A 23,684-nucleotide genomic window follows, 5' to 3' on the forward strand; every position below is an offset into this window, starting at 1 on the left:
GAGCGATCGCTCAAACGGGTGTACGTTCCTGCCCAGACTGTTTGAGCATTCGCTCAAACTCTCTGCTGAACAGGGGGATTCGCATGGTGCTCTACATAGAGGCACGGATCCGCGCCGACCTCGACGAGCTGTGGGCACGCACCCAGGAGCCGTCGCAGCACCAGCGCTGGGACGTCCGCTTCACCGAGATCGACCACCTCCCGCGCGCGGAGGGCGAACCGCAGCGCTTCCGCTACGCCACACGGGTCCTGCCGTTCCTCCGGGTCGCCGGCACGGGCACGTCCGCAGGGGAGAAGGAGCGCCCGGACGGTACGCGCACCTCCGCCCTGCGCTTCTCCTCCCACCCGCTCTCGCTGCTCGCGGAGGGCAGCGGCTACTGGCGCTACGTCCCCGACGGCGACGGCGTCCGCTTCCTCACCGGCTACGACTACCGCCCCCGTTGGGGCGCCTTCGGCGCGCTCGCCGACCGCGTGCTGTTCCGTCCGCTGATGGGCTGGGCGACGGCCTGGTCCTTCGACCGCCTGCGCCTGTGGCTGGAGCTGGGCATCACCCCCGAACGGGCCCGCTGGAACTGGATCAGGGAACTGCTCCTGCGCACCCTGATGATCACCGCCGCCTGCACGGGCTTCGGCTACGGCCGCCTGCTGCGCCTCACCGGCCCCTTGGCGCCCCTCTTCTTCTACGCCACACCCCTGCTGGCGCTGGTCTCCCTCTCCCTGGCCGTTCTCGCACCCCCACTGCCCGGCACCCCGGCCGCTCGCCGCTGCCGCCGCACCCCCAGCGTGTCCGTGCGGGCGCCCCGTGTTCCGCGCACCCTGGAGAACCCGCGATGACCTCGATCTTCCGCACGGTGATGGGCCGCGACTTCGAGCGCCTGCACCCCCAGCTGCGGCGCCGCTTCTCGGTCGGCCTGGCAACCGGCGAGGCATGCACCGGCCGGGGCGTGATGCACCGCATCTGGCACGGCCGCCCCTTCGTGAAGCCGTTTCTGTCTCTCGGCGCCACCCGCAACATCCTGGTCCCCGAAGCCGGCCGCCACGTCCCCTTCACCATCGAGAACGTCCCGTACACCGACACGTTCGGCCGTGAGACGGTGACCTTCGTGCGCACCTTCGACCTGCCCGGCCGCTCACGCCGCTTCGACGCCCAGATGGTGCTGAGCTCCCAGGGCGACCGCGTCCTCGACTACCTGGGCACCCACCAGCACCTCGCCACCGACCTCCACTTCCGCGCCGAGCCCGACGGCTCCCTCCTCATCCGCTCCGGCGAACACCGCTTCCGGGAGGGCGTGGTGGACGTCCGTGTCCCCGAACTCATCGGCGCCACCGCCGAAGTACGGGAGTCCTACGACGACGGCACCGGCCGCTTCCGCATCCAGGTCCGCGTCGTCAACAGGTACTTCGGCCCCCTCTTCGGCTACGAGGGCACCTTCACGGCGACGTACACGGACGTCCGGAGCTGTGGCGTGCGCCCCGGCCTCCGGCCCGTCCGCGAGGAGCGCCGCGCATGAGCCCGGAGACGGCCAAGTCCCAGGAGACGAAGACCAAACTCCTCGAGGGCGCGCTGCGGACGCTCACCGAGCAGGGCATCGCGAAGACCTCGGCCCGTACGGTGGCGGCGGCGGCCGGGGTCAATCAGGCGCTGGTCTTCTACCACTTCGGCTCCGTGGACGAACTCCTCGCGGCGGCCTGCCGGTACGGGGCGGAGCAACGCGTGTCCCGCTACCGGGCCCGCCTCTCCACGATCACCTCCCTGACCGAACTCCTCGCCTTCGGGCGCGAGATGCACGAGGAGGAGCGCGCGGGCGGGTACGTCGCCCTCCTCGGCCAACTGCTCGCCGGCGCCCAGACCCACGCCGGCCTCAAACCGGCCACGGCAGCGGGGCTCGACCTGTGGATCGCCGAGATCGAGAAGGTCCTCAGCAGGGTGCTTGCGGGGACACCGTTCGGGGAGTTCACCGATCCGGCGGGGCTTGCGCGGGCGGTCGCGGCGTCTTTCGTGGGGATCGAGCTGTACGAGGGGGTGGATCCGGCGGCTGCGCATGCGGCCCTGGACGCCCTGGAACAGCTCGGCGCCCTGGCGGCCGCGTTGGACGAACTCGGCCCTGTGGCCCAGCGGGCGGTCCGTCACCGTCTACGCCGGTCCAGCCGCCGTTGACAGCCAGGTACGCGGTGTCGTTGCGGGCGTTCCGCGGCTCACCCGCGCACCCGTGGGCGCCCCGGCCCAACCGCCGGAGGCCTCAGCCTCCCGACGCCAGCGCCATCCCCAGCGGCGTCCGCTCGTACAGCACCTGATGCCCGTATCGCCGCGACGTGAGCAGCCCCGCATCGCGCAGCACCGTCAGATGCGCGGAGACCGAGGACGGGGCGAGTCCCAGCCGGTGGGCCAGAGCCGTCGTCGTCGCGGGGTCGGACAGCGCGGCGATCACGGCGGCCCGCCCCCGGCCCAGCAGCCGTACGAGGGCCTCGGGCGCCTGGTCGCCGGGCTCCGCCCACAGGCCTGCGAGGCCCCGGGCCGGGTAGACGAGCGTCGGTTGCCACGGCGGATCGAAACCGCTGATCACGTCCGGCCACGAGAAGACGCTCGGCATCAGGACCAGCCCCTGACCGCCGAGGTCGCGCCCGTGTTCGCTCCGCCAGTCGACGGTCAGCGTCCGCCCGTCCCAGGACAGCCGCCGGTCGAGTTCGGGCAGCAGCGCCCCCAGCCCCACCTCGGCCAGCCGCCGCGAGTGGAACGCGACGTCGGCCTCCAGCAGCGCCCGCAACCGCGGCCAGTCCGGCTCGACCAGCGTGTGCCACGCGGCCTCCATCAGGTCGGCCAACTCCCGCACCGCACGTGCCGGATCGGCGAGCAGCGCCCGCCCCCGCGCCGACTCCAGCGCACCCGGCGTATCGGCGAGCGCCCGCGCGATGTCGTCCCGGGCCGCGTCGGGATCGGCGGCCCGCACCCCCGCGATCTCCTCCTCGAACGTGGCCGCCGGACCGATGGGCGGCGGCCCCAGGAAGTCCGGGCTGTGCCCGCGCCGCGGCATGAGCAGCCACAGTGGCGCGAGATCCAGCGCACGAGCGGCCTGCCGAATGCGCCGCAGCCAGTGCGGGTGATACCCGTGCCGGTCCGGCCGGCTCAGCGTCCGCACCGCCTCCTGGGTCTCCCACAGCGGCGACACGGCGAACCGGCAGCGCATGAGGTCGTCGTCCCGGAAGTGCAGACGGAACGGCATGAGAGACCACCAGGGGGAAGATTCGGCTGACGCCGAAACTCTAGGCCGCCCGGCACGCCGGTGGGCACTCTGCCGCCCATGCAGCAAGAGCCCGACGGCACCCCGACCCTGCCCGCACCACCTCCCAGCACCCCACCATCACCCACCCCGGGCTACGCCCAAGCCCTCGCCGTCCCCGAGTTCCGCGCCGTCTTCGCCGCCCACGCCCTCTCCCTGCTCGGCGTGATCGTCTGCGAGATCGCCCTGTCGGTCCTCGTCTACGACCTCACCGGCTCCCCCCTGCTGAGCGCCCTCACCTTCGCACTCGGCTTCCTGCCGTACCTCGTCGGCGGCACCCTGCTCGCCGGGATCGCCGACCGCTACCCGGCCCGGCGGGTGCTCGTGGTGTGCGATCTGGTGTGCGCGGGATGCGTCGCGCCGATGGTGGCGCCGGGGGCGCACATCGCCGTCCTGCTCGCCCTGCGCTGCGCGCTCGCCGTGGTCTCACCGGTGTTCCAGGGAACGCGGATGGCGACTCTCGCCGACATCCTGGGCGACGGGGAGCTGTTCGTGCTGGGCCGCTCCCTGCTGCGGATCGTCTCGCAGAGCGCGCTGCTGGTCGGCTACGGACTGGGCGGCCTGCTGCTCACCGCGGTCACCCCCCGGCACGCCCTGCTGATCACCGTGAGCACCTTCCTGGCCTCGGCCGCCCTCCTCCGCTTCGGCACCCGACGCCGGCCCGCGCGGGCGCGCGAGCCGGGCGCCCTGGTGGGGGACTCGCTCCAGGGCGCCCGGCTGGTGCTCGCCGACCGGCGGGTCCGCGTGCTCCTCCTGCTGTTCTGGGTGCCGCCGATGTTCGCGGTTGCGCCGGAGGCGCTGGCAGCCCCGTACGCCGATGCGCTCGGCGCCGGATCGACCGGCCTCGGCCTGCTGATGTGCGCGCTGCCCATCGGCACGATCGCGGGCGAGCTGTACGCCGGCTCCCGGCTGCGGCCCGCCACCCGGGAGCGGATCGCCCTCCCCATGGTCTGCCTCACCCTGCTGCCGTACCTCGGCTACGTCCTCCACCCGGGCCTCATGCTCTCGCTCCTGCTCCTCCTGTGCTCGGGCGCCGGGTCCGCGTACACGCTGGGCCTGGACCAGTGGTTCGTGCGGGCCGTGCCCGAGGAACTGCGGGGGCGGGCCATGATCCTGCTCACCGCCGGGCTGATGACGATCCAGGGCGTGGGCATGGCGCTGGCCGGAATCGCGGCTCAGTTCGCGGGCGTGAGGGCGACCGTCGCGGGAGCCGGGGCCCTGGGCACGGCATCCTGCGTCCTGCTGGCCGTGGCGGCCCGGTGGACCGAAAGGCGAGACGGGGCTGACCACGATATGACCGACAGGTAGGGTCTGATGACGTGCCGAAGCCCCTCCGTCTTCCCTTCGACCCCATCGCCCGCGCCGACGAGCTCTGGAAGCAGCGCTGGGGAAACGTGCCGCCCATGGCCGCGATCACCTCGATCATGCGCGCGCACCAGATCCTGCTGGCCGAGGTCGACGCGGTGGTCAAGCCGTACGGACTGACGTTCGCGCGGTACGAGGCCCTGGTGCTGCTCACCTTCTCCAAGGCCGGCGAGTTGCCGATGTCCAAGATCGGCGAGCGGCTCATGGTGCACCCCACGTCCGTGACGAACACCGTGGACCGGCTGGTCAGGTCCGGTCTGGTGGACAAGCGGCCCAACCCCAACGACGGGCGCGGCACGCTCGCCGTCATCACCGACAAGGGCCGCGAGGTGGTCGAGGCGGCCACCCGTGACCTGATGGCGATGGACTTCGGGCTCGGGGTCTACGACGCCGAGGAGTGCGCGGAGATCTTCGCGATGCTGCGGCCGCTGCGGATCGCGGCGCACGACTTCGAAGAGGAGTGACCCGAGGCAAGACCTCCCGGAACGGGCGGTTACGCTCGTCGGCATGAAGAAGAGCGTGCTGACCCGCTACCGCGTCATGGCCTACGTCACCGGTGTGCTGCTGGTCCTGCTGACCCTCGGCGTGATCGCCAAGTACGTGCTCGACATCAACGGCGCGGCGGACTTCACGCGCGTCGTCGGCATCGCGCACGGCTGGCTGTACGTCGTCTACCTGGTCTTCGCCTTCGACCTGGGCTCCAAGGCGAAGTGGCCGGTCGGCAAGCAGCTGTGGGTCCTGCTGGCCGGGACCCTCCCGACCGCGGCCTTCTTCGTGGAGCGCAAGGTCACCCACGAGCTCGAGTCCAGGATCGCCGAGGGCTCGCCCGCGGTCGTCAAGGCCTAGCCCCACCGCCGTACGGATGCGCGTACGGCGGTTTGCCATCGACATTTACTAGGACGTCCAAGTAAATTCGAGGGTATGGACGCTGACGCCATCGAGGAGGGCCGCCGTCGCTGGCAGGCCCGGTACGACGCCGCGCGCAAGCGCAACGCAGACTTCACCACGCTCTCCGGCGACCCCGTGGAGCCGGTGTACGGACCCCGGCCGGGGGACAGGTACGAGGGCTTCGAACGGATCGGCTGGCCCGGGGAGTACCCCTTCACGCGCGGGCTGTATCCGACCGGCTACCGAGGGCGTACGTGGACCATCCGGCAGTTCGCCGGGTTCGGCAACGCCGAGCAGACCAACGAGCGCTACAAGATGATCCTCGCGGCCGGCGGGGGCGGTCTGTCGGTCGCCTTCGACATGCCGACGCTCATGGGCCGTGACTCCGACGACCCGCGCTCGCTGGGCGAGGTCGGGCACTGCGGGGTCGCGATCGACTCGGCGGCCGACATGGAGGTCCTCTTCAAGGACATCCCGCTCGGTGACGTCACGACGTCGATGACGATCAGCGGGCCGGCGGTGCCGGTCTTCTGCATGTACCTGGTCGCCGCCGAGCGCCAGGGCGTGGACACCTCCGTCCTCAACGGCACGCTACAGACCGACATCTTCAAGGAGTACATCGCCCAAAAGGAGTGGCTCTTCCAGCCCGAGCCCCATCTGCGGCTGATCGGCGACCTGATGGAGTACTGCGCGGCCCGCATCCCCGCGTACAAGCCTCTGTCGGTCTCCGGCTACCACATCCGCGAGGCCGGGGCGACGGCCGCGCAGGAGCTGGCGTACACGCTCGCGGACGGCTTCGGGTACGTGGAGCTTGGGCTGTCGCGCGGCCTCGACGTGGATGTCTTCGCGCCCGGCCTGTCCTTCTTCTTCGACGCGCACGTGGACTTCTTCGAGGAGATCGCCAAGTTCCGCGCGGCGCGCCGCATCTGGGCGCGGTGGATGCGGGACGTGTACGGGGCGAAGTCCGAGAAGGCCCAGTGGCTGCGCTTCCACACGCAGACCGCCGGTGTCTCGCTCACGGCCCAGCAGCCGTACAACAACGTGGTGCGTACGGCGGTCGAGGCGCTGGCGGCGGTACTGGGCGGGACGAACTCGCTGCACACCAACGCGCTCGACGAGACGCTGGCGCTGCCCTCCGAGCAGGCGGCGGAGATCGCGCTGCGCACGCAGCAGGTGCTGATGGAGGAGACCGGGGTCGCCAACGTCGCCGACCCGCTCGGCGGATCGTGGTACGTCGAGCAGCTGACGGACCGGATCGAGGCGGACGCGGAGAAGATCTTCGACCGGATCAAGGAGCGGGGCCTGCGGGCCCACCCCGACGGGCAGCACCCGATCGGGCCGATGACCTCCGGAATCCTGCGGGGGATCGAGGACGGGTGGTTCACGGGCGAGATCGCCGAGTCCGCGTTCCGCTACCAGCAGGCGCTGGAGAAGGGCGACAAGAAGGTCGTCGGCGTGAACGTCCACACCGGCTCCGTGACCGGGGACCTGGAGATCCTGCGGGTGAGCCACGAGGTGGAGCGCGAGCAGGTCCGGGTGCTCGGGGAGCGGAAGGCCGCGCGGGACGACGCGGCGGTGCGCTCCGCGCTGGACACCCTGCTTGCCGCCGCGCGGGACGGTTCCAACCTGATCGAGCCGATGCTGGACGCCGTACGGGCTGAGGCGACGCTCGGCGAGATCTGCGGGGCGCTGCGGGACGAGTGGGGGGTCTACACCGAGCCCGCCGGTTTCTGACGCTCAGGCGGACGAGGTGAGGCCCAGCAGCAGCACCCGCGTGAAGCTGCGTACCCACTCCTCGTCCGCCGGTTCCGCGCTCACCAGGGTGCGGTGCACCACCGCGCCCGCCACCATGTCGAAGATGAGGTCGACCGTGCGGGCCGCCTCCTCCGGGTCCGTCTCCGCGGGGAGTTCGCCGCGGGCCTGTGCCCGTGCCCTGCCCTCCACAACCAGCCGTTTCTGGCGTTCCACGATCGAGGTGCGGATGCGTTCGCGCAGCGCCTCGTCGCGGGTCGACTCGGCGACCACCGCCATGAGACCGCTCCTGGCCTCCGGGCGGGCCAGGAGCGCCGCGAACTGCAGGACCACGCCCTCGATGTCGGCGGCGAGGCTGCCGCGGTCGGGGAGGCGGAGTTCGTCGAAGAGTTCGGCCACCGCGTCCACGACGAGCTCGTTCTTGCCCGCCCAGCGGCGATAGAGCGTCGTCTTCGCAACCCCGGCCCGCGTCGCCACGTCTCCCAACGTGAGCTTGGACCAGCCCAGCTCGACCAGGGCCGCCCTCGTCGCGGCCAGGATCGCGGTGTCCGCGGCGGCGCTGCGCGGACGGCCGGGGCGGGCGGCGGTGGTGTGGCTCTGCATCCCATGACCATAACCGGCGGTTCCTGTGTGGCCGTGAGGGAGATCACCGGGCGGTGGTTTCGCCGAGGCACTCCGTGCCATTACGCTACGGGTCGTATCGAAAGCGCGTGCGCGAGCCCGCGCTTCGAGCGACGACCACACAGCATCACCACCTGGCGCCCGGTGGGGACCCGGCGCCGAACCGCATTCTTTGCCCGGCTTCAGCATGTCCGGCCGGGGCTCCGGGGATTGTCCCCGGGGGTACACAGCACACGCGCGCGCAGAACGGGGGAGGATAGACGCATGCAGCCACGGAACATGTCCATGAGCGGTGTCGTCGACCTCGCCGCGGTGAAGGCGGCCCAGGAGGCCAAGGCGAAGGCGGAGCAGGCGCGCGCCCAAGCGGCCCGGCAGGGCGGGTCGGGGGCGATCTCCCCGGCCGACCTCATCATCGACGTCGACGAGGCCTCCTTCGAGCGCGACGTCCTGCAGCGCTCCGCCGAGGTGCCCGTCGTCATCGACTTCTGGGCCGAATGGTGTCAGCCCTGCAAGCAGCTGAGCCCGGTCCTGGAGCGACTGGCCGTCGAGTACAACGGACGCTTCCTCCTCGCCAAGATCGACGTCGACGCCAACCAGCTGCTGATGCAGCAGTTCGGGATCCAGGGGATTCCGGCGGTCTTCGCGGTGGTCGCGGGCCAGGCCCTGCCCCTGTTCCAGGGGGCCGCCGGCGAGACGCAGATCCGGCAGACCCTGGACCAGCTGGTCCAGGTCGCCGAGCAGCGCTTCGGGCTGACCGGCCTGACCGTCGACCCGGAGGCCGAGCCGGGCGGCCAGGCGGCGCCCACGGCCCCGGCCGGTCCCTACGACGCGGCGCTGAGCGCGGCCGCGCAGGCCCTGGACGCCGGCGACCTGGGCGGCGCCATCCAGGCCTACAAGAACGTGCTGGCCGACGACCCGGCCAACCCCGAGGCCAAACTCGGCCTCACCCAGGCCGAGTTGCTCCAGCGGGTGCAGGGCCTGGACCCGCAGCAGGTGCGCAAGGACGCCGCGGAGCGGCCGGCCGACGTACAGGCGCAGATCGCCGCCGCCGACCTGGACCTGGCGGGCGGGCACGTGGAAGACGCGTTCGGTCGGCTCATCGAGACCGTGCGGCGCACGGCGGGTGAGGACCGGGACGCGGCGCGGCTGCGGCTGCTGGAGCTCTTCGAGGTCGTCGGGGCCGAGGACCCGCGGGTGACGGGGGCGCGCCGGGCGCTGGCGCGGGCGCTGTTCTGAACCGGGCCGCGAGCCCCGTTGTGACCAGTCGCTAAACGCCAGGGCCTGTGATGCCCGAGTGAAAGATTTGCCGACATGGCGCCAGTGCGGCCGCGCTTTACCAAATCTTGGTAATCGCGGCCGCTGTTACTGGGAGTAAGTCGCGGGCGTTGATCTGTCTGATTCCATCCAAGATCAACAGTTTTGTTCTGTCCCAAGTTGCCACCGAGCGTCGCCGTCCGAGACCGGCGAGTCGTTTCTCGGTTATCCGGCCGTTACTAGTGAGTAACGACCCCCCTTGTGCGGGCGGCGAGAATGCACCACGATCGGCGACGCTCGGTCCGTTCCCGTACCCCGACAGCCGGTCGGGTCACGGGGTGTCTGGGTCCCCACCGAGCAGAGCCGACGGCAGTGGCGCCGGCTCTTGGGCAGGGGGGTCTTCGCCGACCGGCGAAGCCTGTCCAGAAAGGTTGTGCGTGATGCGTGTCAGGCGCGACCAGTGGTTGTCGCTCGGGGGTGATCGCCGGTGATTCGGGCGCGGTTCGCGCCACCGAGCGCGGGCGCTCTCCTTCCCGAGGACGTAGCACTTCTCCCATCCCTGCCCGGCTGAGCCGCCGACTCGGAGGCGAGCCAGGGCCAGGAGATGTACGTCCGAGAAGGAGGAAACATGGAGTCCCAGGTGCGTGGCGGGACCAGATGGAAGCGGTTCGCCGTGGTCATGGTGCCCAGCGTGGCCGCCACGGCAGCGATAGGTGTGGCCCTCGCGCAGGGCGCTCTCGCCGCGTCGTTCAGCGTCTCCGGTCAGTCGTTCAAGGTGACGGCGGACCGACTCGACGGTACGGGCTTCTCGCAGTACGGGGCCATCGACTCGGGCTACACCCTTGACGGCAAGAAGACGGCTCACCCCGTCGCCGTCTCGGCGTTCAAGTCCGCGTCGATCAAGGGCATGTGCCAGTCCGTGGTCACCCCGGACATCCCGCTGCTCGGCTCGGTCAGCCTGATGCTCAAGGCGGGCGGCGGCGACACGCCGGTCCAGGCCGAGAACCTGTACATCGACGTCGCCGACCTCAACGCCGACGCGACGTTCCACAACATCGACATCGGTGTGGCCGCCAAGGACGCCAGCAAGGGTCCGGGCATCAAGAGCGGTGACCAGACGAACCCCTACGGGTTCGCCCAGCAGGCCGACTCGGCCACGCTGACCGACGTGAAGCAGACGGCGTGGGCGACCACCGCCGGAACCTTCAAGCTCAGCGGCCTGAAGATGTCGCTGTCGACGGGTGTCAAGGAGTGCTACTAGGCACTCGGTGACGGGCGGGGGAGCCGATGGCGCCCCCGCCCTTTCCACCTTCCACCCGCTTCTTCACACCCCCCACACCACACCTGCATCGCAGTACCACCCTCACCACAGCAACGCCTTCCAGGGAGCTTTCCATGAGCGCCGAGACTCCTGCCGCACCCGGCCAGTTCACCCGCCGGAGGCTGCAGTTCCGCACCTGGCGGGGCATGCGTCCGTTCTGGGCCGGCCTGTTCGTCATGCTCGGCGGACTCCCCATCGCCTACTTCCCCTACGCCCACCTCCAGGTGGGCCATCTGACGCTGGCGATGGCCACCACCGCGGGCGCCGGCTCCCTGATCATCGGCGTGCTGCTCGTCGTCCTCGGCTTCAGCCTCTGGTTCCAGAAGCACGTACGGGTCTTCGCGGGCGTCGCGGCGATCCTGCTGGCGCTGGTGTCCATCCCCGTGTCCAACCTCGGCGGCTTCCTCATCGGCTTCCTGTTCGCGCTGCTCGGCGGGGCCATGGCCGTCGCCTGGGCGCCGGGCGAGCCCGAGCCGCAGCCGGCCGAGGCCGCCGGGACGGGAGAGGGCGCCGCCCCCGAGAGCGCGGTCACCAAGGCGACGGACGGGGTGGGCGACCCGAACGATCTGTCAGGAACGAGCCCGGCCAACGGGGCGAACGGGAGGCACAGTGCCGGCTGACGAGGTGACCCACGGGGCTGATGTGGACGAGTCCCGTGTGAGAACCGGGCCGCGCCATGCGGCACCCAAGAAGCCGCTGTTCACCAGGTTCCACATGCCGGCAGGCAAGGCGATAGCCATGGCGGCGATGCCGACGGCGGTCCTCATGGGGATGGGGTTCACGTCCACGCTCGCCCTCGCGGACAACAACAACTCCTCGCCCTCGTCCGCCAAGAGCCTGACGGCCGACGAGTACAAGGACTGCGTGGCGGCGCTGGACGGCTCCCAGGACAAGGCCTCGGCCTCGCCCACGCCGTCCGCCTCCGCGAGCGCCAGTGACTCCGCCAAGGACGGCAAGGACAGCACGGCGGAGCCGACCCCGTCGGCGACGTCGTCCTCGGAGAAGGACTCCTCGGGCAAGGCCTCTTCGTCGGATTCAGGTTCCGGCGACAAGGCCACGCCCAAGCCGTCCTCCACCGCCTCGCAGAGCACGTCGGGGTCCTCCGGCTCCGGCAGCGGCGACACCGCCACGGCGGCCCCGTCGGCGTCGGCGAGCAGCGGCGGCGGCCTGCTGGACGGCATCGGCGACACGATCACGGGCATCTTCACCGGCGGCTCCAAGTCCGGCTCCGGGTCCGGCTCCGGGTCCGGCTCGTCCGCGAGCTCCAGTCCCACGCCGTCCGCCTCCGCCACGCCCTCGGCGACCGCGAGCAAGGGCAGCTCGTCCGGCTCCTCCGGCACGAGCGCGTCCGACACCGTCAAGGACACGGCCAAGAAGGTCACCGACACGGTCAAGGACACCGTGAAGGACACGACCGACACGGCGACCAAGGCGGCCGAGGACACCGCCAGGACCGTCAAGGACGCGGCCGACGCGGCCACCGCCTCGCCCAGCCCGTCCGCGAGCTCCACCACGGACCCGCAGAACTGCCCGGCCGCCACCGCCGACGAGGGCGGCGTCGACAACAAGGTGCCCGTGGCGGACGACCCCTGGTACCTGGACGCCAGTTCGCTGCTGCTGAAGGGCGCCGACTACAAGGGTGTCGTGAAGGTGCGCACGGCCAACGGCACCGTCAAGAAGGTCCTGAAGTACGTCATTTCGGGCGGCACCGACATCGGCGACCTGCACCAGACGGTGAAGGACAAGCAGTCCGGCAAGACCTACCACGTGCAGGCGGCCAAGGGCTCGACGTCCACGATCCGCGACGGTGACACGGTGATGTACACCGAGAGCATCTCCGGCAACCTGCTCGGGCTGATCCCGGTGACGTTCACCCCGGACAGCCCGCCGCCGCTGAACATCCCGCTGATCTACTTCACCAAGGTCAAGGTGGTCCAGGCGGCCCAGTTCGGCGGGACGCTGCACGTGCCCGGGATGCATGTGTACACGACCGACTGAGCGTCTCTGCAAGCCCGTTCGGGAGCCGCACACCCCCCAGTGCCCTTCAGCACCTGGGGGGACGCCCAGAGGGCGCCCCCTGTTCGCAGGGGGCGCCCTCAGCGCCGTACAGGACCTTCCGCGGGTCAGTCGCGGGCGCCGCCGCCCAGGTGGTGGACGCGAACCATGTTGGTGGTGCCGGGAACGCCGGGGGGCGAGCCGGCGGTGATGATGACCGTGTCGCCGGGGTTGAAGCGGTTGAGCTTGACGAGCTCCTGGTCGACGAGGTCGACCATCTCGTCGGTGCTCTTGACGAACGGCACGACGTGCGGCTCAACGCCCCAGCTCAGCGTCAGCTGGTTGCGGGTGGACTCGTCCGTGGTGAACGCCAGGATCGGCTGGCACGCGCGGTAGCGGGACAGCCGGCGGGCGGTGTCGCCGGACTGGGTGAAGGCCACCAGCCCCTTGGCGCCCAGGAAGTCGGCGATCTCGCAGGCGGCACGGGCCACCGAACCGCCCTGGGTGCGCGGCTTCTTGCCCGGGACCAGCGGCTGCAGGCCCTTGGACAGCAGCTCCTCCTCGGCCGCCTGGACGATCTTCGACATCGTCTTGACGGTCTCGATCGGGTACGCGCCCACGCTCGACTCGGCCGACAGCATGACCGCGTCGGCGCCGTCCAGGATCGCGTTGGCCACGTCGGAGGCCTCGGCGCGGGTGGGCCGGGAGTTGGTGATCATCGACTCCATCATCTGGGTCGCCACGATCACCGGCTTGGCGTTGCGCCGGCACAGCTCGATCAGGCGCTTCTGCACCATGGGGACCTTCTCGAGCGGGTACTCGACGGCCAGGTCGCCGCGGGCGACCATCACGCCGTCGAACGCCATCACGACGTCCTCCATGTTCTCCACCGCCTGCGGCTTCTCCACCTTGGCGATGACCGGGACGCGGCGGCCCTCCTCGTCCATCACACGGTGGACGTCGGCGATGTCCTTGGCGTCACGGACGAAGGACAGGGCGACCAGGTCGCAGCCCATGCGCAGGGCGAAGCGCAGGTCCTCGACGTCCTTCTCGGACAGCGCCGGGACGTTCACGGCCGCGCCGGGCAGGTTGATGCCCTTGTGGTCGGAGACCACGCCGCCCTCGATGACGATCGTCTTCACCCGCGGGCCCTCGACGTCCAGGACCTTCAGTTCGACGTTGCCGTCGTTGATCAGGATCTGGTCGCCGCGCGAGACGTCGCCCGGCAGCCCCTTGTACGTCGTACCGCAGATGTGCTTGTCGCCCGGGACGTCCTCGGTGGTGATGGTGAACTCGTCACCTCGCTCGAGCTCGACCGGACCCTCGGCGAAGGTCTCCAGACGGATCTTCGGGCCCTGCAGGTCGGCGAGGACACCGATGGCCCGGCCGGTCTCCTTGGAGGCGGCGCGGACGCGGTCGTACCGCCCCTGATGCTCGGCGTGCGTGCCGTGGCTGAAGTTGAAGCGGGCCACGTTCATGCCGGCCTCTATCAGGGAGACGAGCATCTCGTGGGAGTCGACCGCGGGGCCGAGAGTGCAGACGATTTTCGAACGGCGCATGGGGCGATCCTATCGGTTTGTTTCGCTACGGAATATTCCGTCTGGTGGAAGATACAAATGGGCGGGTTCGCGCTCAGGCGAGTGCCAGTCGAATTCCTCAGGTGCCCTTTCCGACCAGTGCGTAGGTCTGCGTGGCGATCTCCTTTTCCTCGTCCGTCGGGACCACGGCGACCGCGACCTTCGCACCCTCGGGCGAGATCAGCCGCGGCTCGTCGCTGCGTACGGCGTTCCGTGCGCTGTCCACCACCAGGCCCAGCTCCTCCAGGCCCGCGACGGCGGCCTCACGCACGAAGGCCGCGTTCTCGCCGACCCCGGCCGTGAAGGCGACTGCGTCCACCTTGCCGAGTACCGCGTAGTAGGCGCCGATGTACTTCTTCAGCCGATGGGTGTAGATGCCGACGGCGAGCCGCGCCTCCTTGTCGCCCTCGTCCATCCGGCGCTGAATCTCCCGCATGTCGTTGTCGCCGCACAGACCGAACAGACCGCTCCTCTTGTTGAGGAGAGTGTCGATCTCGTCCATGGACATTCCGCCAACCCGCTGCAAATGGAAGATGACGGCGGGGTCCAGGTCACCGGAGCGCGTCCCCATCACGAGCCCCTCCAGGGGCGTGAGCCCCATGGAGGTGTCCACGCACCGGCCGCCCCTGACCGCCGAGGCGGATGCCCCGTTGCCCAGATGCAGCACGATGACGTTGACCTCCTCCGGCTCCTTGCCCAGCAGCTCCGCGGTCGCCCGGGAGACGTACGCGTGCGAGGTGCCGTGGAACCCGTACCGCCGGACCCGGTAACGGTCCGCGATCTTCACGTCGATCGCGTAGCGTGCCGCCGACTCGGGCATGGTCGTGTGGAACGCCGTGTCGAAGACGGCGACCTGCGGCAGGTCCGGGCGCAGCGCCATCGCCGTGCGAATGCCGGTGAGATTGGCCGGGTTGTGCAGCGGCGCGACGGGGATCAGCCGCTCGATCTCGGTCAGCACGGCGTCGTCGATGACGGTGGGCTCGGTGAAGAACATGCCGCCGTGCACCACGCGGTGCCCGATCGCGGCCAGCTCCGGTGAGTCCAGGCCGAGACCGTCCCTGGCGAGCTCCGCGGCGACGGCCTTGAGGGCGGCGTCGTGATCGGCGATCGGCCCGTTCTGCTCACGGGTGCGGCCCGTGGCGAGGCAGGTGTGCTTCAGCCGGGAGGTCTGCTCGCCGATGCGCTCGACCAGGCCGACGGCGAGGCGGCCGGCGTCGCGCATGTCGAGCAGCTGGTACTTCAACGACGAGGAGCCGGAGTTCAGAACGAGGACGCGAGTCGCCGCGCGGGTTGCGGTCACGGTGTTCAAGTGCTCTCTCTACGACGTCAGTTGGCGGGCGTCTGGGCCTGGATCGCCGTGATGGCGACGGTGTTGACGATGTCCTGGACGAGGGCGCCCCGGGACAGGTCGTTGACCGGCTTGCGCAGACCCTGCAGCACCGGGCCGACCGCGATCGCGCCGGCCGAGCGCTGCACGGCCTTGTAGGTGTTGTTGCCGGTGTTCAGGTCGGGGAAGATCAGCACGCTGGCCTGCCCGGCGACCTCGGAGCCCGGCAGCTTGGTGGCGGCGACCGACGGCTCGACGGCGGCGTCGTACTGGATCGGCCCCTCGATCTTCAGGTCGGGGCGCCGCAGCCGCACCAGCTCGGTCGCCTCCCGCACCTTGTCCACGTCGGCGCCCGAGCCGGACGTACCGGTGGAGTACGACAGCATCGCGATCCGCGGCTCCACGCCGAACCGCGCGGCGGTGGCCGCCGACTGGACGGCGATGTCGGCGAGCTGCTCGGCGTCCGGATCGGGGTTGACGGCGCAGTCGCCGTAGACGAGCACCTTGTCGGCCAGGCACATGAAGAACACGGACGACACGATCGACGCGTCCGGCTTGGTCTTGATGATCTCGAAGGCGGGGCGGATCGTGGCGGCCGTGGAGTGCACGGAGCCGGACACCATGCCGTCGGCGAGGCCCTCCTGGACCATCAGCGTGCCGAAGTAGTTCACGTCGGAGACGACGTCGTAGGCCAGCTCGACGGTGACGCCCTTGTGGGCGCGCAGCTGGGCGTACTGCTCGGCGAAGGAGTCGCGCAGCTCGGAGACGGTCGGGTCGATCAGCTGGGAGTCGGCGAGGTCGATGCCGAGGTCGGCGGCCTTCTTGCGGATCTGCTCCACCGGCCCGAGCAGCGTCAGGTCGCACACGCCCCGGCGCAGCAGCACCTCGGCCGCGTGCAGCACGCGGTCCTCGGTGCCCTCCGGCAGGACGACCCGCCGCTTGTCGGAGCGGGCCTGCTCGAGCAGCTTGTGCTCGAACATCATCGGCGTGACCCGGTCGCTGCTCGGCGCGGAGACGCGCTTGTTGAGGTCGGCGGTGTCGACGTACCGCTCGAACAGGCCGAGCGCGGTCTCCGCCTTGCGCGGGGTGGCCGCGTTCAGCTTCCCCTCCAGGGAGAACAGCTGCTCGGCGGTGGGGAAGCTGTTGCCGGACACCGAGACCACCGGGGTGCCCGGGGCGAGGCGGGCGGCGAGGGTGAGGATCTCGTTGCTGGGCACCTCGTTCAGGGTGAGCAGCACGCCGGCTATCGGCGGGGTGCCGGCGCTGTGCGCGGCGAGCGAGCCGACGACCAGGTCGGCGCGGTCGCCCGGGGTGACGACCAGGCAGCCCGGGGTCAGCGCGTTGAGGAGGTTGGGCAGCATGGCGCCGCCGAAGACGAAGTCGAGCGCGTCCCGGGCCAGCCCCGAGTCGTCGCCCAGCAGGACCTTGCCGCCGAGGGTCTGGGTGATCTGCGCGACCGTCGGGGCGGACAGCGCGGGCTCGTCGGGCAGCACGTAGCAGGGCACCGGAAGCCGGGAGGCCAGCCGCTCGGCGATCTCGTCGCGGTGCTCGCGGGCCACCCGGTTGGTGACCACGGCGAGGACGTCGCAGCCCAGTCCGTCGTAGGCGCGGAAGGCGTTGCGGGTCTCGGCGAGCACCGCCTCGGCGGTCTGCTTGCGCCCGCCCACCACCGGGATCACCGAGGCGCCGAACTCGTTGGCGAGCCGGGCGTTGAGGGACAGCTCGTCCGGGAGCTGGGTGTCGGCGAAGTCGGTGCCGAGGACGAGGACGACGTCGTAGTCCCGGGCGACGAGGTGGAAACGGTCGACGAGCGCCGACACCAGCTCGTCCGTCCCCTGCTCGGCCTGCAGGGCGGACGCCTCCTGGTAGTCCATGCCGTAGACGGTCGCCGGGTCCTGGGACAGCCGGTAGCGGGCGCACAGCAGGTCGAAGAGGCGGTCCGGCCCGTCGTGGACGAGGGGGCGGAAGACGCCCACCCGGTCGACCTGCCGGGTCAGGAGCTCCATGAGTCCCAGCTCGACGACCTGACGGCCGTCGCCGCGGTCGATACCGGTCACGTACACGCTGCGGGTCACGCGTGCTCTCCGTTTCGTCGGGGGCGGGAGGCCGTGGGCGTCTCGGGCGATTTCGTGCAGGTGGCGCCTGCTGCCGGGGAATAAAAATGGCCCACCGAGGTGAGCAGAACCCACTTGACAATACCTCCGATGGTAGATAGGGGGCCCGTCAGTGTCGAAGGGCCGAAGGGGCCAACCGGGACAGAGGGGACGGAGGCCTCGTCCGTCCGGGGGACGTGAAACAATCGGACTGGGGGACTGGCTCACCGGTATCCACAGCGAGCAGGAGACACAGCACGATGCGTATCGGAGTTCTCACGGCAGGCGGCGACTGCCCGGGGCTGAACGCGGTGATCCGGTCGGTCGTGCACCGAGCGGTCACGATGTACGGCGACGAGGTCATCGGCTTCGAGGACGGCTACGCGGGTCTGCTGGACGGCCGGTACCGCACCCTGGACCTCAACGCGGTGAGCGGCATCCTCGCCCGCGGCGGAACCATCCTCGGCTCCTCCCGCCTGGAACGCGACCGGCTGCGCGAGGCCTGCGAGAACGCCTCCGACATGATCCACGAGTTCGGCATCGACGCGCTGATCCCGATCGGCGGCGAGGGCACGCTGACGGCCGCGCGGATGCTGTCGGACGCCGGGCTGCCGGTGGTGGGCGTGCCGAAGACGATCGACAACGACATCTCCTCCACCGACCGCACCTTCGGCTTCGACACCGCGGTCGGTGTGGCCACCGAGGCCATGGACCGCCTGAAGACGACCGCCGAGTCCCACCAGCGCGTGATGGTCGTCGAGGTCATGGGCCGTCACGCGGGCTGGATCGCCCTGGAGTCCGGCATGGCGGCCGGCGCCCACGGCATCTGCCTGCCCGAGCGCCCCTTCGACCCGGCCGACGTGGTCAAGATGGTCGAGGAGCGCTTCGCCCGCGGCAAGAAGTTCGCCGTGATCTGCGTCGCCGAGGGCGCCCATCCCGCCGAGGGCACCATGGACTACAGCAAGGGCGAGATCGACCAGTTCGGCCACGAGCGCTTCCAGGGCATCGGCACGGCGCTGGCGTTCGAGCTGGAGACGCGGCTCGGCAAGGAGGCCAAGCCGGTCATCCTCGGCCACGTCCAGCGCGGCGGGGTGCCGACCCCGTACGACCGGGTGCTCGCCACGCGCTTCGGCTGGCACGCGGTGGAGGCCGCGCACCGGGGCGACTTCGGCAGGATGACCGCGCTGCGCGGCATCGACATCGTGATGGTGCCGCTGGCCGAGGCGGTCACCGAGCTGAAGAGGGTGCCGAAGTACCGCATGGACGAGGCGGAGTCGGTGTTCTAGGCGAGTTCTAGGCGAGTTCTAGGCGAGTTCTAGGCGCGTCCTACGGGGTGCCCTCGACCGTGGCCCAGAAGTGCTCGACGATCCGGTCGAGGAAGTCGCGGCCGGCGTCGCCGGCGCCGTTGGCGGCGCTCCCGGTGCCCCAGCTCAGCGTGGCGACCATCCGCCCCTGGTAGTCCTGGTGCAGCCGCTGGAGCGCGTCCTCCAGCAGGCGCCGGTCCAGCGGCACCACCTTGGCCACCGGGCGGACGTACGCCTGCCAGCGCGTGCTGACGGCGCTGCGCAGCAGCTCTGCGAGTCCGTCCTCGCGTCCCGTGACGGTGACGAAGTCGGGCAGGGACAGATCGAGCAGCTCCGCCAGAGCGGCGGACTGCCGCTCGGTGCCCCGCCACTGACCGCTCTCCTCCATCCGCAGATACGCGGCGAGTTCGTACCCGACGGCACGTGCCACGTCCTCCGGCGCGAGGCCGCGGGCGGTCCGGTGTTCGCGCAGCGTTCGCGGCCTGCCGATCAGCTCGCCCGGCGAGCACCACAACACCCCCGCGAGGGCGGTGAGTTCGGGGTTGGACGGGGAGGTGAGCCCGCGTTCCCAGGCGATGACGAGGTCAGGGGTGACGTACGGCAGTCCGTAGGAGGCCCGCATGCCGTGGGCGACGTGCTCGGGTGCCATGCCGAGAGCGGCACGGATCCTGCGGGCGGCGGGGGCGTTGAAGGGGGGACCCGGCTGGTTCGGTGAAGCTGAGGGTTGGCGCACGGGCCACAAGGTAGGGGTACGCGAGCCGATTGACCACGGTCTGTTCCACCAGGATCACGCATGGTGGGAACGTACGGTTTCGGCTGTGTCACCCCTTGACCGCCCCGCCCAGCGCGAACCCTCCCCCCAGCCGCCGGGCGATCAGCACGTACAGCAGGATCACCGGCGTGGAGTACACGACCGAGAACGCCGCCAGCTGACCGTAGGCCACCATCCCCCGGTTCCCGAAGAACTCGTTGATGCTCACCGACGCCGGCATCTGGTCCGGCGTCAGCAGCAGCATGAAGGGGACGAAGAAGTTCCCCCACATCATCACGAACGAGAAGACGGTCACCACCGACACGCCCGGCCCCATCAGCGGCAGCACGATGCGGACGAGGGACTGCAGGGCCGACGCGCCGTCCGTCCAGGCCGCCTCCTCCAGCTCCTTCGGCACGCCGTCCATGAAGTTCTTCATCAGCCAGATGGCGAAGGGGAGTTGGGACGCGGCGAAGAACAGGATCGTGCCCTGCAGGGTGTCGATCAGGTTGACCCGCACGAACAGTGCGTACACCGGCACCATGATCGCCGTGATCGGCAGGCTCGTCGCGAACAGGATCGTCAGCAGGAACGGCCGGTTGAGACGGGAGCGGAAGCGGGACAGGGGGTAGGCCGCGAGCGCCGCGCACACCACGGTCAGCGCCGTGGCGCCGCCGCACAGGATCAGGCTGTTGAGCAGCGGTGTGAAGGTGACGTCCTGATTGAGGATCGCGCGGAAGTTGCCGAGGGTCAGGCCGTCGGGGGCCTTCACCCGGAGGTCCGCGTGCGGGTCGAGGGAGGAGAGCACCACCCAGGCGAGCGGCAGTGCGAAGGCCGCGGCGACGACCAGGAGCCCCGCGTCCGCGGCCAGACGCCGGGTCGTACGTCGGGAGGCGGGCGTGAGTGCCATGGTGTCCTCAGACCTCCGTCCGCAGCAGGCGCATGTACACGAGGGAGAACAGGGAACCGACCAGGAGCAGCAGGAGGGCGACTGCGGTGCCGTAGCCGATCATGCTGTTCTGGAAGGCCTGCTCGTACATGAACAGGGGCAGGGTCTGGCTGCGGTTGCCGGGGCCGCCTCGTGTCATCACCCAGATCAGCCCGAAGACGGACAGGGTCTGGAGGGTGTTGAGCATGAGGTTCGTGCCGATCGAGCGGCGGATCATCGGCAGCGTGATGTGCCACAGCCGGCGCCAGCCGCCCGCCCCGTCGACCTCCGCGGCCTCGGTGATCTCCTTCGGGATCTCACCCAGGGCGGCCGAGTACACGAGCATCGAGAAGGCCGTCCCCCGCCAGACGTTGGCGAACGACACGGCCAGGATCGGCAGCGTGAACAGCCAGTTCTGGGCGGGCAGGTGCAGCCAGTGGAGGATGGCGTTCAGGGTGCCCTCACGGCGGAAGAAGGCGTAGAGCAGGAAGCCGGCCACGACCTCCGGAAGCACCCAGGCGGTGATCACGATCCCGCCCGTGAGGGTACGGACCGGCTTCGACGCGCGCTGCATGAGGGCGGCCAGGGCGAGCCCGAGCGTGTTCTGCCCCACGAGGGACGACAGGACCGTGAACACCAGCGTCAGCCATACGGCGTTGAGGAACGCCTCGTCGTGGAAGGCCGTACGGAAGTTGTCGAAGCCGACGAAGGAGGAGTGCGCCTGACCGGTCAACTGCAGGTCGGTGAAGGCGATGTAGGCGCAGTAGGCGATGGGCCCGGCGAGAAAGAGGATCAGGAGGGCCAGGGCCGGGGAGAGGGGCAGGGCCCGGGTGAGGGAGCGGAGCAGGCGGCGGCCGGCTGCCGGCGCAGCGGGCCGGCCGGCCGCCGGGCCCGGGGAGGTCGTGGGCGCGACGTCCGGGGCCGGCCGGTGCGGTGCGGCGGCGGTCATGGGCGGTCGCCGCCGTTCACTTCTCGACGACCTGGTTGTCCGTGGCCGCCTTGAGCGCGTCGTCGTAGCCGCTCGCCGCCTTGTCGACGGACATGTCGCCGGTCGTGACCCCCTCCATGGTCTCCTGGATGGCGGTGGAGACCTTCGGGTACGCCGGATAGGCGGGCCGGTAGTGCGTGCTGGCGACCAGATCGGTGAAGAACTTGATGCCGGGCTGGGCCTTGGCGTACGAGGGGTCGCTCGCGACGTCCCTGCGCACCGCGATGCCGGAGTTGGCGATGTACCACTTCTCGGCGTTGGCCTTGGTCTGCATCGTCCTGACGAAGTCGAAGGCGAGGTCGGGGTGGGCGGCCTTGGCCGGGACGGCCCAGGTCCAGCCGCCGGACATGCTGACCTTGCCAGGAGCCTGCCCGTGCTGGGTGGGCATGTATGCGAGGCCGAGTTCCTGCGACCACTGCGGCCACTCGTGTCCACTGCCGGGCAGCCAGTCCTGCGGGAGCCAGGAGCCGTCCAGGTTGATGCCGAGCTTGCCCTGGGGGAGCAGTTCACCGCGGATGCGGGTGCTGAAGTTGGGGTCCAGGGCGTCGGAGACGTCCGGGCCGAGCTTCTCCTTGTAGACCGTCTCGACGAAGGACAGGGCGTCCTTGAAACCCTGGCTGCCGGCGACCCACTTCTTGGACGTCCTGTCGTACAGGGGATCGGACGTTGCGTCGCCCGTGCCGTAGAGCAGCATCTCGAAGCCCTGCATGGTGGCGGTCTCGCCGGCGGGTTTGCCGGTGTAGACGTTCAGGGGCGTGACGCCGGGGACCTTCTGCTTGATGGTACGGGCGGCGGAGAGGATGTCGTCCCAGGTCCTGGGCTGCCAGTCGGTGGGAAGTCCGGCCTTCTTGAAGACGCGCTTGTCGAACCACAGGCCGCGGGTGTCGGTCCCGTCCGGCACGCCGTACGTCTTGCCGTCCTCCCCCTGGGCGGCGGCCTTCGCGGTGTCGATGAACTGACCCCAGTCCTTCCAGCGGGCGAGGTAGGGGTCGAGGGGCTTCAGGTATCCGCTGGTGATGTCCGAGTTGATGAGGAAGGTGTCCTCGTAGACCAGGTCGGGGGCGGTCTTGGGGGAGCGGAGCATCTGCTGGAGCTTGGTGTAGTACTCCGAGTCCGGGGCCTTGACGGGGACGAGCTGGACCTTCTTGCCGGGGTTCTCCTTCTCGAACTGCTTCTTGATGTCCGCGAGATAGTCGTCCATGACGTGGATCGAGTTGTCCGTGGACTGCTTGAAGGAGACCTTCAGCGTGTTCGGGCTGCTGCCGGAGCCGGTGCCGCAGCCGGTGAGCGCGGGGGCGGCGGTGACGGCAACGAGCGTCAGCAGTACGGCAGTTGAAGGGGAGTGGCGAGCGGCGGTGGGGCGCACGGGCACGACCTCCTACGGGCTCACTTCGTTGTGGCCGGGATGGCTGCCGTGTGAACGTAAGTGGAGTGGTCTAGTCAGGTCAATGTGTCTGCGACGTTTGGTTGCCGGCTGCTTCGGCGGGGGTCGGGCAGCATGCGGGCATCGATGAAGGCGAGCGCTTCGTCGTTGCGCTGACCCGGGGCCCACCGGGAGACCCACCGGCGCAGCCGCTCGCCGACGGCTTTCGCCTCGGCCTTGTCGAGTCGGCCACTGAGGACCAGCGAGTGACAGCGGCCGACGATCCCGGCGACGGGGTGGAAGACATGGCAATCCATGGAGAAGGGCAGCGCCAGCCACCGCTGGATGCAGTCGTCGGCCCAGGCCGCCCCGACACCTGTGCGGAACTGCAGGGCGAGCTGGCAGATCAGGGCGTCCAGAGCGCCGCTGATATTGGCGGCCGCGCCGTGCCGCTCCGCGTGGTCGAGGCAGAGTTCGACGGTGCGGAGCCAAATACGGCTGTCTTCGCGCGAGGCGACGTAAGGGTTCACCTGGCAGGCGGCCGAGGCCATACGGGGGATGAGGTCCTCGCTGTCGGGGTGGGTGCGGGCCCAGCTCAGCAGCGCCCTGAAGATCGTCGGGCTCATCAGCTGCTTGCGCAGCACCCACGTGCTGAGGAAGGTGAAGTCCTGCTGGGGAACGTGCGCGGTGATCCAGGCGTCGACCAGCCCGGTGAAGCCCGGGGGAATCCGCTCGGCGGGAAACCGCCTGAGCAGCGCGCCCATGACGAAGTCGGCTTCCTGCACGGTCGCGTGGTCGTCGAGCCATGCCAGAGCCAGGGTGGTGGCCTGTTCGGCGGTGTCGGGTGGCAGGTCGGTGCGGGACAGCAGGGGGTCGAGGA

22 protein-coding genes are annotated in these 23,684 nt (G+C 70.2%); 12 read left to right on the forward strand and 10 right to left on the reverse strand.

The genetic code is table 11. The features are described 5' to 3' along the window. Window positions 1–83 precede the first annotated feature (83 nt). From ABZV31_RS31925 to ABZV31_RS31935, 3 genes are read left to right on the forward strand one after another with little or no spacing between them, the layout of a single operon-like run. Complete coding sequence (locus ABZV31_RS31925) at window positions 84–833, forward strand: hypothetical protein (RefSeq protein ID WP_355900369.1); 750 nt, start codon at window positions 84–86, stop codon at window positions 831–833. Next, complete coding sequence (locus ABZV31_RS31930) at window positions 830–1,510, forward strand: DUF4166 domain-containing protein (RefSeq protein ID WP_355900370.1); 681 nt, start codon at window positions 830–832, stop codon at window positions 1,508–1,510. The genes ABZV31_RS31925 and ABZV31_RS31930 overlap by 4 nt, the downstream gene beginning before the upstream one ends. Further along, window positions 1,507–2,157: a TetR/AcrR family transcriptional regulator gene (locus tag ABZV31_RS31935; RefSeq protein ID WP_355900371.1), complete on the forward strand. Its 651-nt coding sequence runs from the start codon at window positions 1,507–1,509 to the stop codon at window positions 2,155–2,157. Before ABZV31_RS31930 ends, ABZV31_RS31935 begins: the two co-directional genes overlap by 4 nt. Before the next feature lie 82 nt (window positions 2,158–2,239). On the opposite strand, the gene ABZV31_RS31940 is transcribed toward ABZV31_RS31935, so the two are convergent. Next, window positions 2,240–3,220: a DUF5937 family protein gene (locus ABZV31_RS31940; protein WP_355900372.1), complete on the reverse strand. Its 981-nt coding sequence runs from the start codon at window positions 3,218–3,220 to the stop codon at window positions 2,240–2,242. Between the two features lie 78 nt (window positions 3,221–3,298). Between ABZV31_RS31940 and ABZV31_RS31945 the strand changes: the two genes are divergently transcribed. From ABZV31_RS31945 to ABZV31_RS31960, 4 genes are all read left to right on the forward strand, one after another. Next, window positions 3,299–4,585, forward strand: a complete 1,287-nt coding sequence (locus ABZV31_RS31945) for an MFS transporter (protein ID WP_355900373.1) — start codon at window positions 3,299–3,301, stop codon at window positions 4,583–4,585. Between the two features lie 11 nt (window positions 4,586–4,596). Continuing rightward, on the forward strand, window positions 4,597–5,106 hold the full coding sequence (locus ABZV31_RS31950) for a MarR family transcriptional regulator (RefSeq protein ID WP_355900374.1): 510 nt from the start codon (window positions 4,597–4,599) through the stop codon (window positions 5,104–5,106). Between the two features lie 43 nt (window positions 5,107–5,149). Further along, window positions 5,150–5,488 carry a DUF3817 domain-containing protein gene (locus ABZV31_RS31955; RefSeq protein WP_355900375.1) on the forward strand — a complete coding sequence of 113 codons (339 nt, stop codon included), beginning with the start codon at window positions 5,150–5,152 and terminating at the stop codon, window positions 5,486–5,488. Between the two features lie 75 nt (window positions 5,489–5,563). Next, window positions 5,564–7,264 (forward strand): methylmalonyl-CoA mutase family protein, encoded by a 1,701-nt coding sequence (locus tag ABZV31_RS31960; protein ID WP_355900376.1) that lies wholly within the window; start codon window positions 5,564–5,566, stop codon window positions 7,262–7,264. A gap of 3 nt (window positions 7,265–7,267) precedes the next feature. On the opposite strand, the gene ABZV31_RS31965 is transcribed toward ABZV31_RS31960, so the two are convergent. Next, window positions 7,268–7,885: a TetR/AcrR family transcriptional regulator gene (locus ABZV31_RS31965; protein WP_355900377.1), complete on the reverse strand. Its 618-nt coding sequence runs from the start codon at window positions 7,883–7,885 to the stop codon at window positions 7,268–7,270. Window positions 7,886–8,167: 282 nt separating this feature from the next. Here ABZV31_RS31965 and ABZV31_RS31970 point away from each other — a divergent pair, with 282 nt between their 5' ends. The 4 genes from ABZV31_RS31970 (at window position 8,168) to ABZV31_RS31985 (ending at window position 12,476) form a co-directional block, all read left to right on the forward strand. Then, on the forward strand, window positions 8,168–9,139 hold the full coding sequence (locus ABZV31_RS31970; protein ID WP_355900378.1) for a tetratricopeptide repeat protein: 972 nt from the start codon (window positions 8,168–8,170) through the stop codon (window positions 9,137–9,139). A gap of 646 nt (window positions 9,140–9,785) precedes the next feature. Next, window positions 9,786–10,418, forward strand: a complete 633-nt coding sequence (locus ABZV31_RS31975; protein ID WP_355900379.1) for a DUF6230 family protein — start codon at window positions 9,786–9,788, stop codon at window positions 10,416–10,418. Between the two features lie 134 nt (window positions 10,419–10,552). Beyond that, window positions 10,553–11,098 (forward strand): DUF6114 domain-containing protein, encoded by a 546-nt coding sequence (locus ABZV31_RS31980; RefSeq protein ID WP_355900380.1) that lies wholly within the window; start codon window positions 10,553–10,555, stop codon window positions 11,096–11,098. Then, on the forward strand, window positions 11,088–12,476 hold the full coding sequence (locus ABZV31_RS31985; protein ID WP_355900381.1) for a hypothetical protein: 1,389 nt from the start codon (window positions 11,088–11,090) through the stop codon (window positions 12,474–12,476). The genes ABZV31_RS31980 and ABZV31_RS31985 overlap by 11 nt, the downstream gene beginning before the upstream one ends. Before the next feature lie 125 nt (window positions 12,477–12,601). Here ABZV31_RS31985 and pyk read toward each other — a convergent pair whose 3' ends face one another. From pyk to pta, 3 genes are all read right to left on the reverse strand, one after another. Further along, window positions 12,602–14,032 (reverse strand): pyruvate kinase, encoded by a 1,431-nt coding sequence (pyk, locus tag ABZV31_RS31990; RefSeq protein ID WP_355900382.1) that lies wholly within the window; start codon window positions 14,030–14,032, stop codon window positions 12,602–12,604. Window positions 14,033–14,129: 97 nt separating this feature from the next. After that, the gene (locus ABZV31_RS31995) at window positions 14,130–15,350 is read right to left on the reverse strand and encodes an acetate kinase (RefSeq protein ID WP_355900383.1); all 1,221 of its coding nucleotides are present in this window, start codon (window positions 15,348–15,350) and stop codon (window positions 14,130–14,132) included. A 26-nt stretch (window positions 15,351–15,376) separates the two neighbouring features. Further along, the gene (pta, locus tag ABZV31_RS32000; RefSeq protein WP_355900384.1) at window positions 15,377–17,452 is read right to left on the reverse strand and encodes a phosphate acetyltransferase; all 2,076 of its coding nucleotides are present in this window, start codon (window positions 17,450–17,452) and stop codon (window positions 15,377–15,379) included. Between the two features lie 278 nt (window positions 17,453–17,730). On the opposite strand from pta, the gene ABZV31_RS32005 reads away from it, so the two are divergent. Then, window positions 17,731–18,756: an ATP-dependent 6-phosphofructokinase gene (locus ABZV31_RS32005; protein ID WP_355900385.1), complete on the forward strand. Its 1,026-nt coding sequence runs from the start codon at window positions 17,731–17,733 to the stop codon at window positions 18,754–18,756. A gap of 40 nt (window positions 18,757–18,796) precedes the next feature. Here the strand turns inward: ABZV31_RS32005 and ABZV31_RS32010 are convergent, their stop codons facing one another. From ABZV31_RS32010 to ABZV31_RS32030, 5 genes are all read right to left on the reverse strand, one after another. Next, window positions 18,797–19,516: a helix-turn-helix transcriptional regulator gene (locus ABZV31_RS32010; protein ID WP_355900386.1), complete on the reverse strand. Its 720-nt coding sequence runs from the start codon at window positions 19,514–19,516 to the stop codon at window positions 18,797–18,799. Between the two features lie 79 nt (window positions 19,517–19,595). Then, a complete protein-coding gene (locus ABZV31_RS32015; RefSeq protein WP_355900387.1) occupies window positions 19,596–20,435 on the reverse strand; it encodes a carbohydrate ABC transporter permease in 840 nt (279 codons plus the stop codon). Between the two features lie 7 nt (window positions 20,436–20,442). Further along, window positions 20,443–21,402: a sugar ABC transporter permease gene (locus ABZV31_RS32020; protein WP_355900388.1), complete on the reverse strand. Its 960-nt coding sequence runs from the start codon at window positions 21,400–21,402 to the stop codon at window positions 20,443–20,445. A gap of 16 nt (window positions 21,403–21,418) precedes the next feature. Further along, entirely contained in the window at window positions 21,419–22,813 is a 1,395-nt protein-coding gene (locus ABZV31_RS32025; protein ID WP_355900389.1) for an extracellular solute-binding protein, read from the reverse strand. A gap of 68 nt (window positions 22,814–22,881) precedes the next feature. Then, window positions 22,882–23,589 (reverse strand): hypothetical protein, encoded by a 708-nt coding sequence (locus ABZV31_RS32030; RefSeq protein ID WP_355900390.1) that lies wholly within the window; start codon window positions 23,587–23,589, stop codon window positions 22,882–22,884. Window positions 23,590–23,684 lie beyond the last annotated feature (95 nt).

Origin of the sequence: Streptomyces sp. NPDC005202 (assembly GCF_040608235.1) — a bacterium.
Classification (GTDB): Bacteria; Actinomycetota; Actinomycetes; order Streptomycetales; family Streptomycetaceae; genus Streptomyces.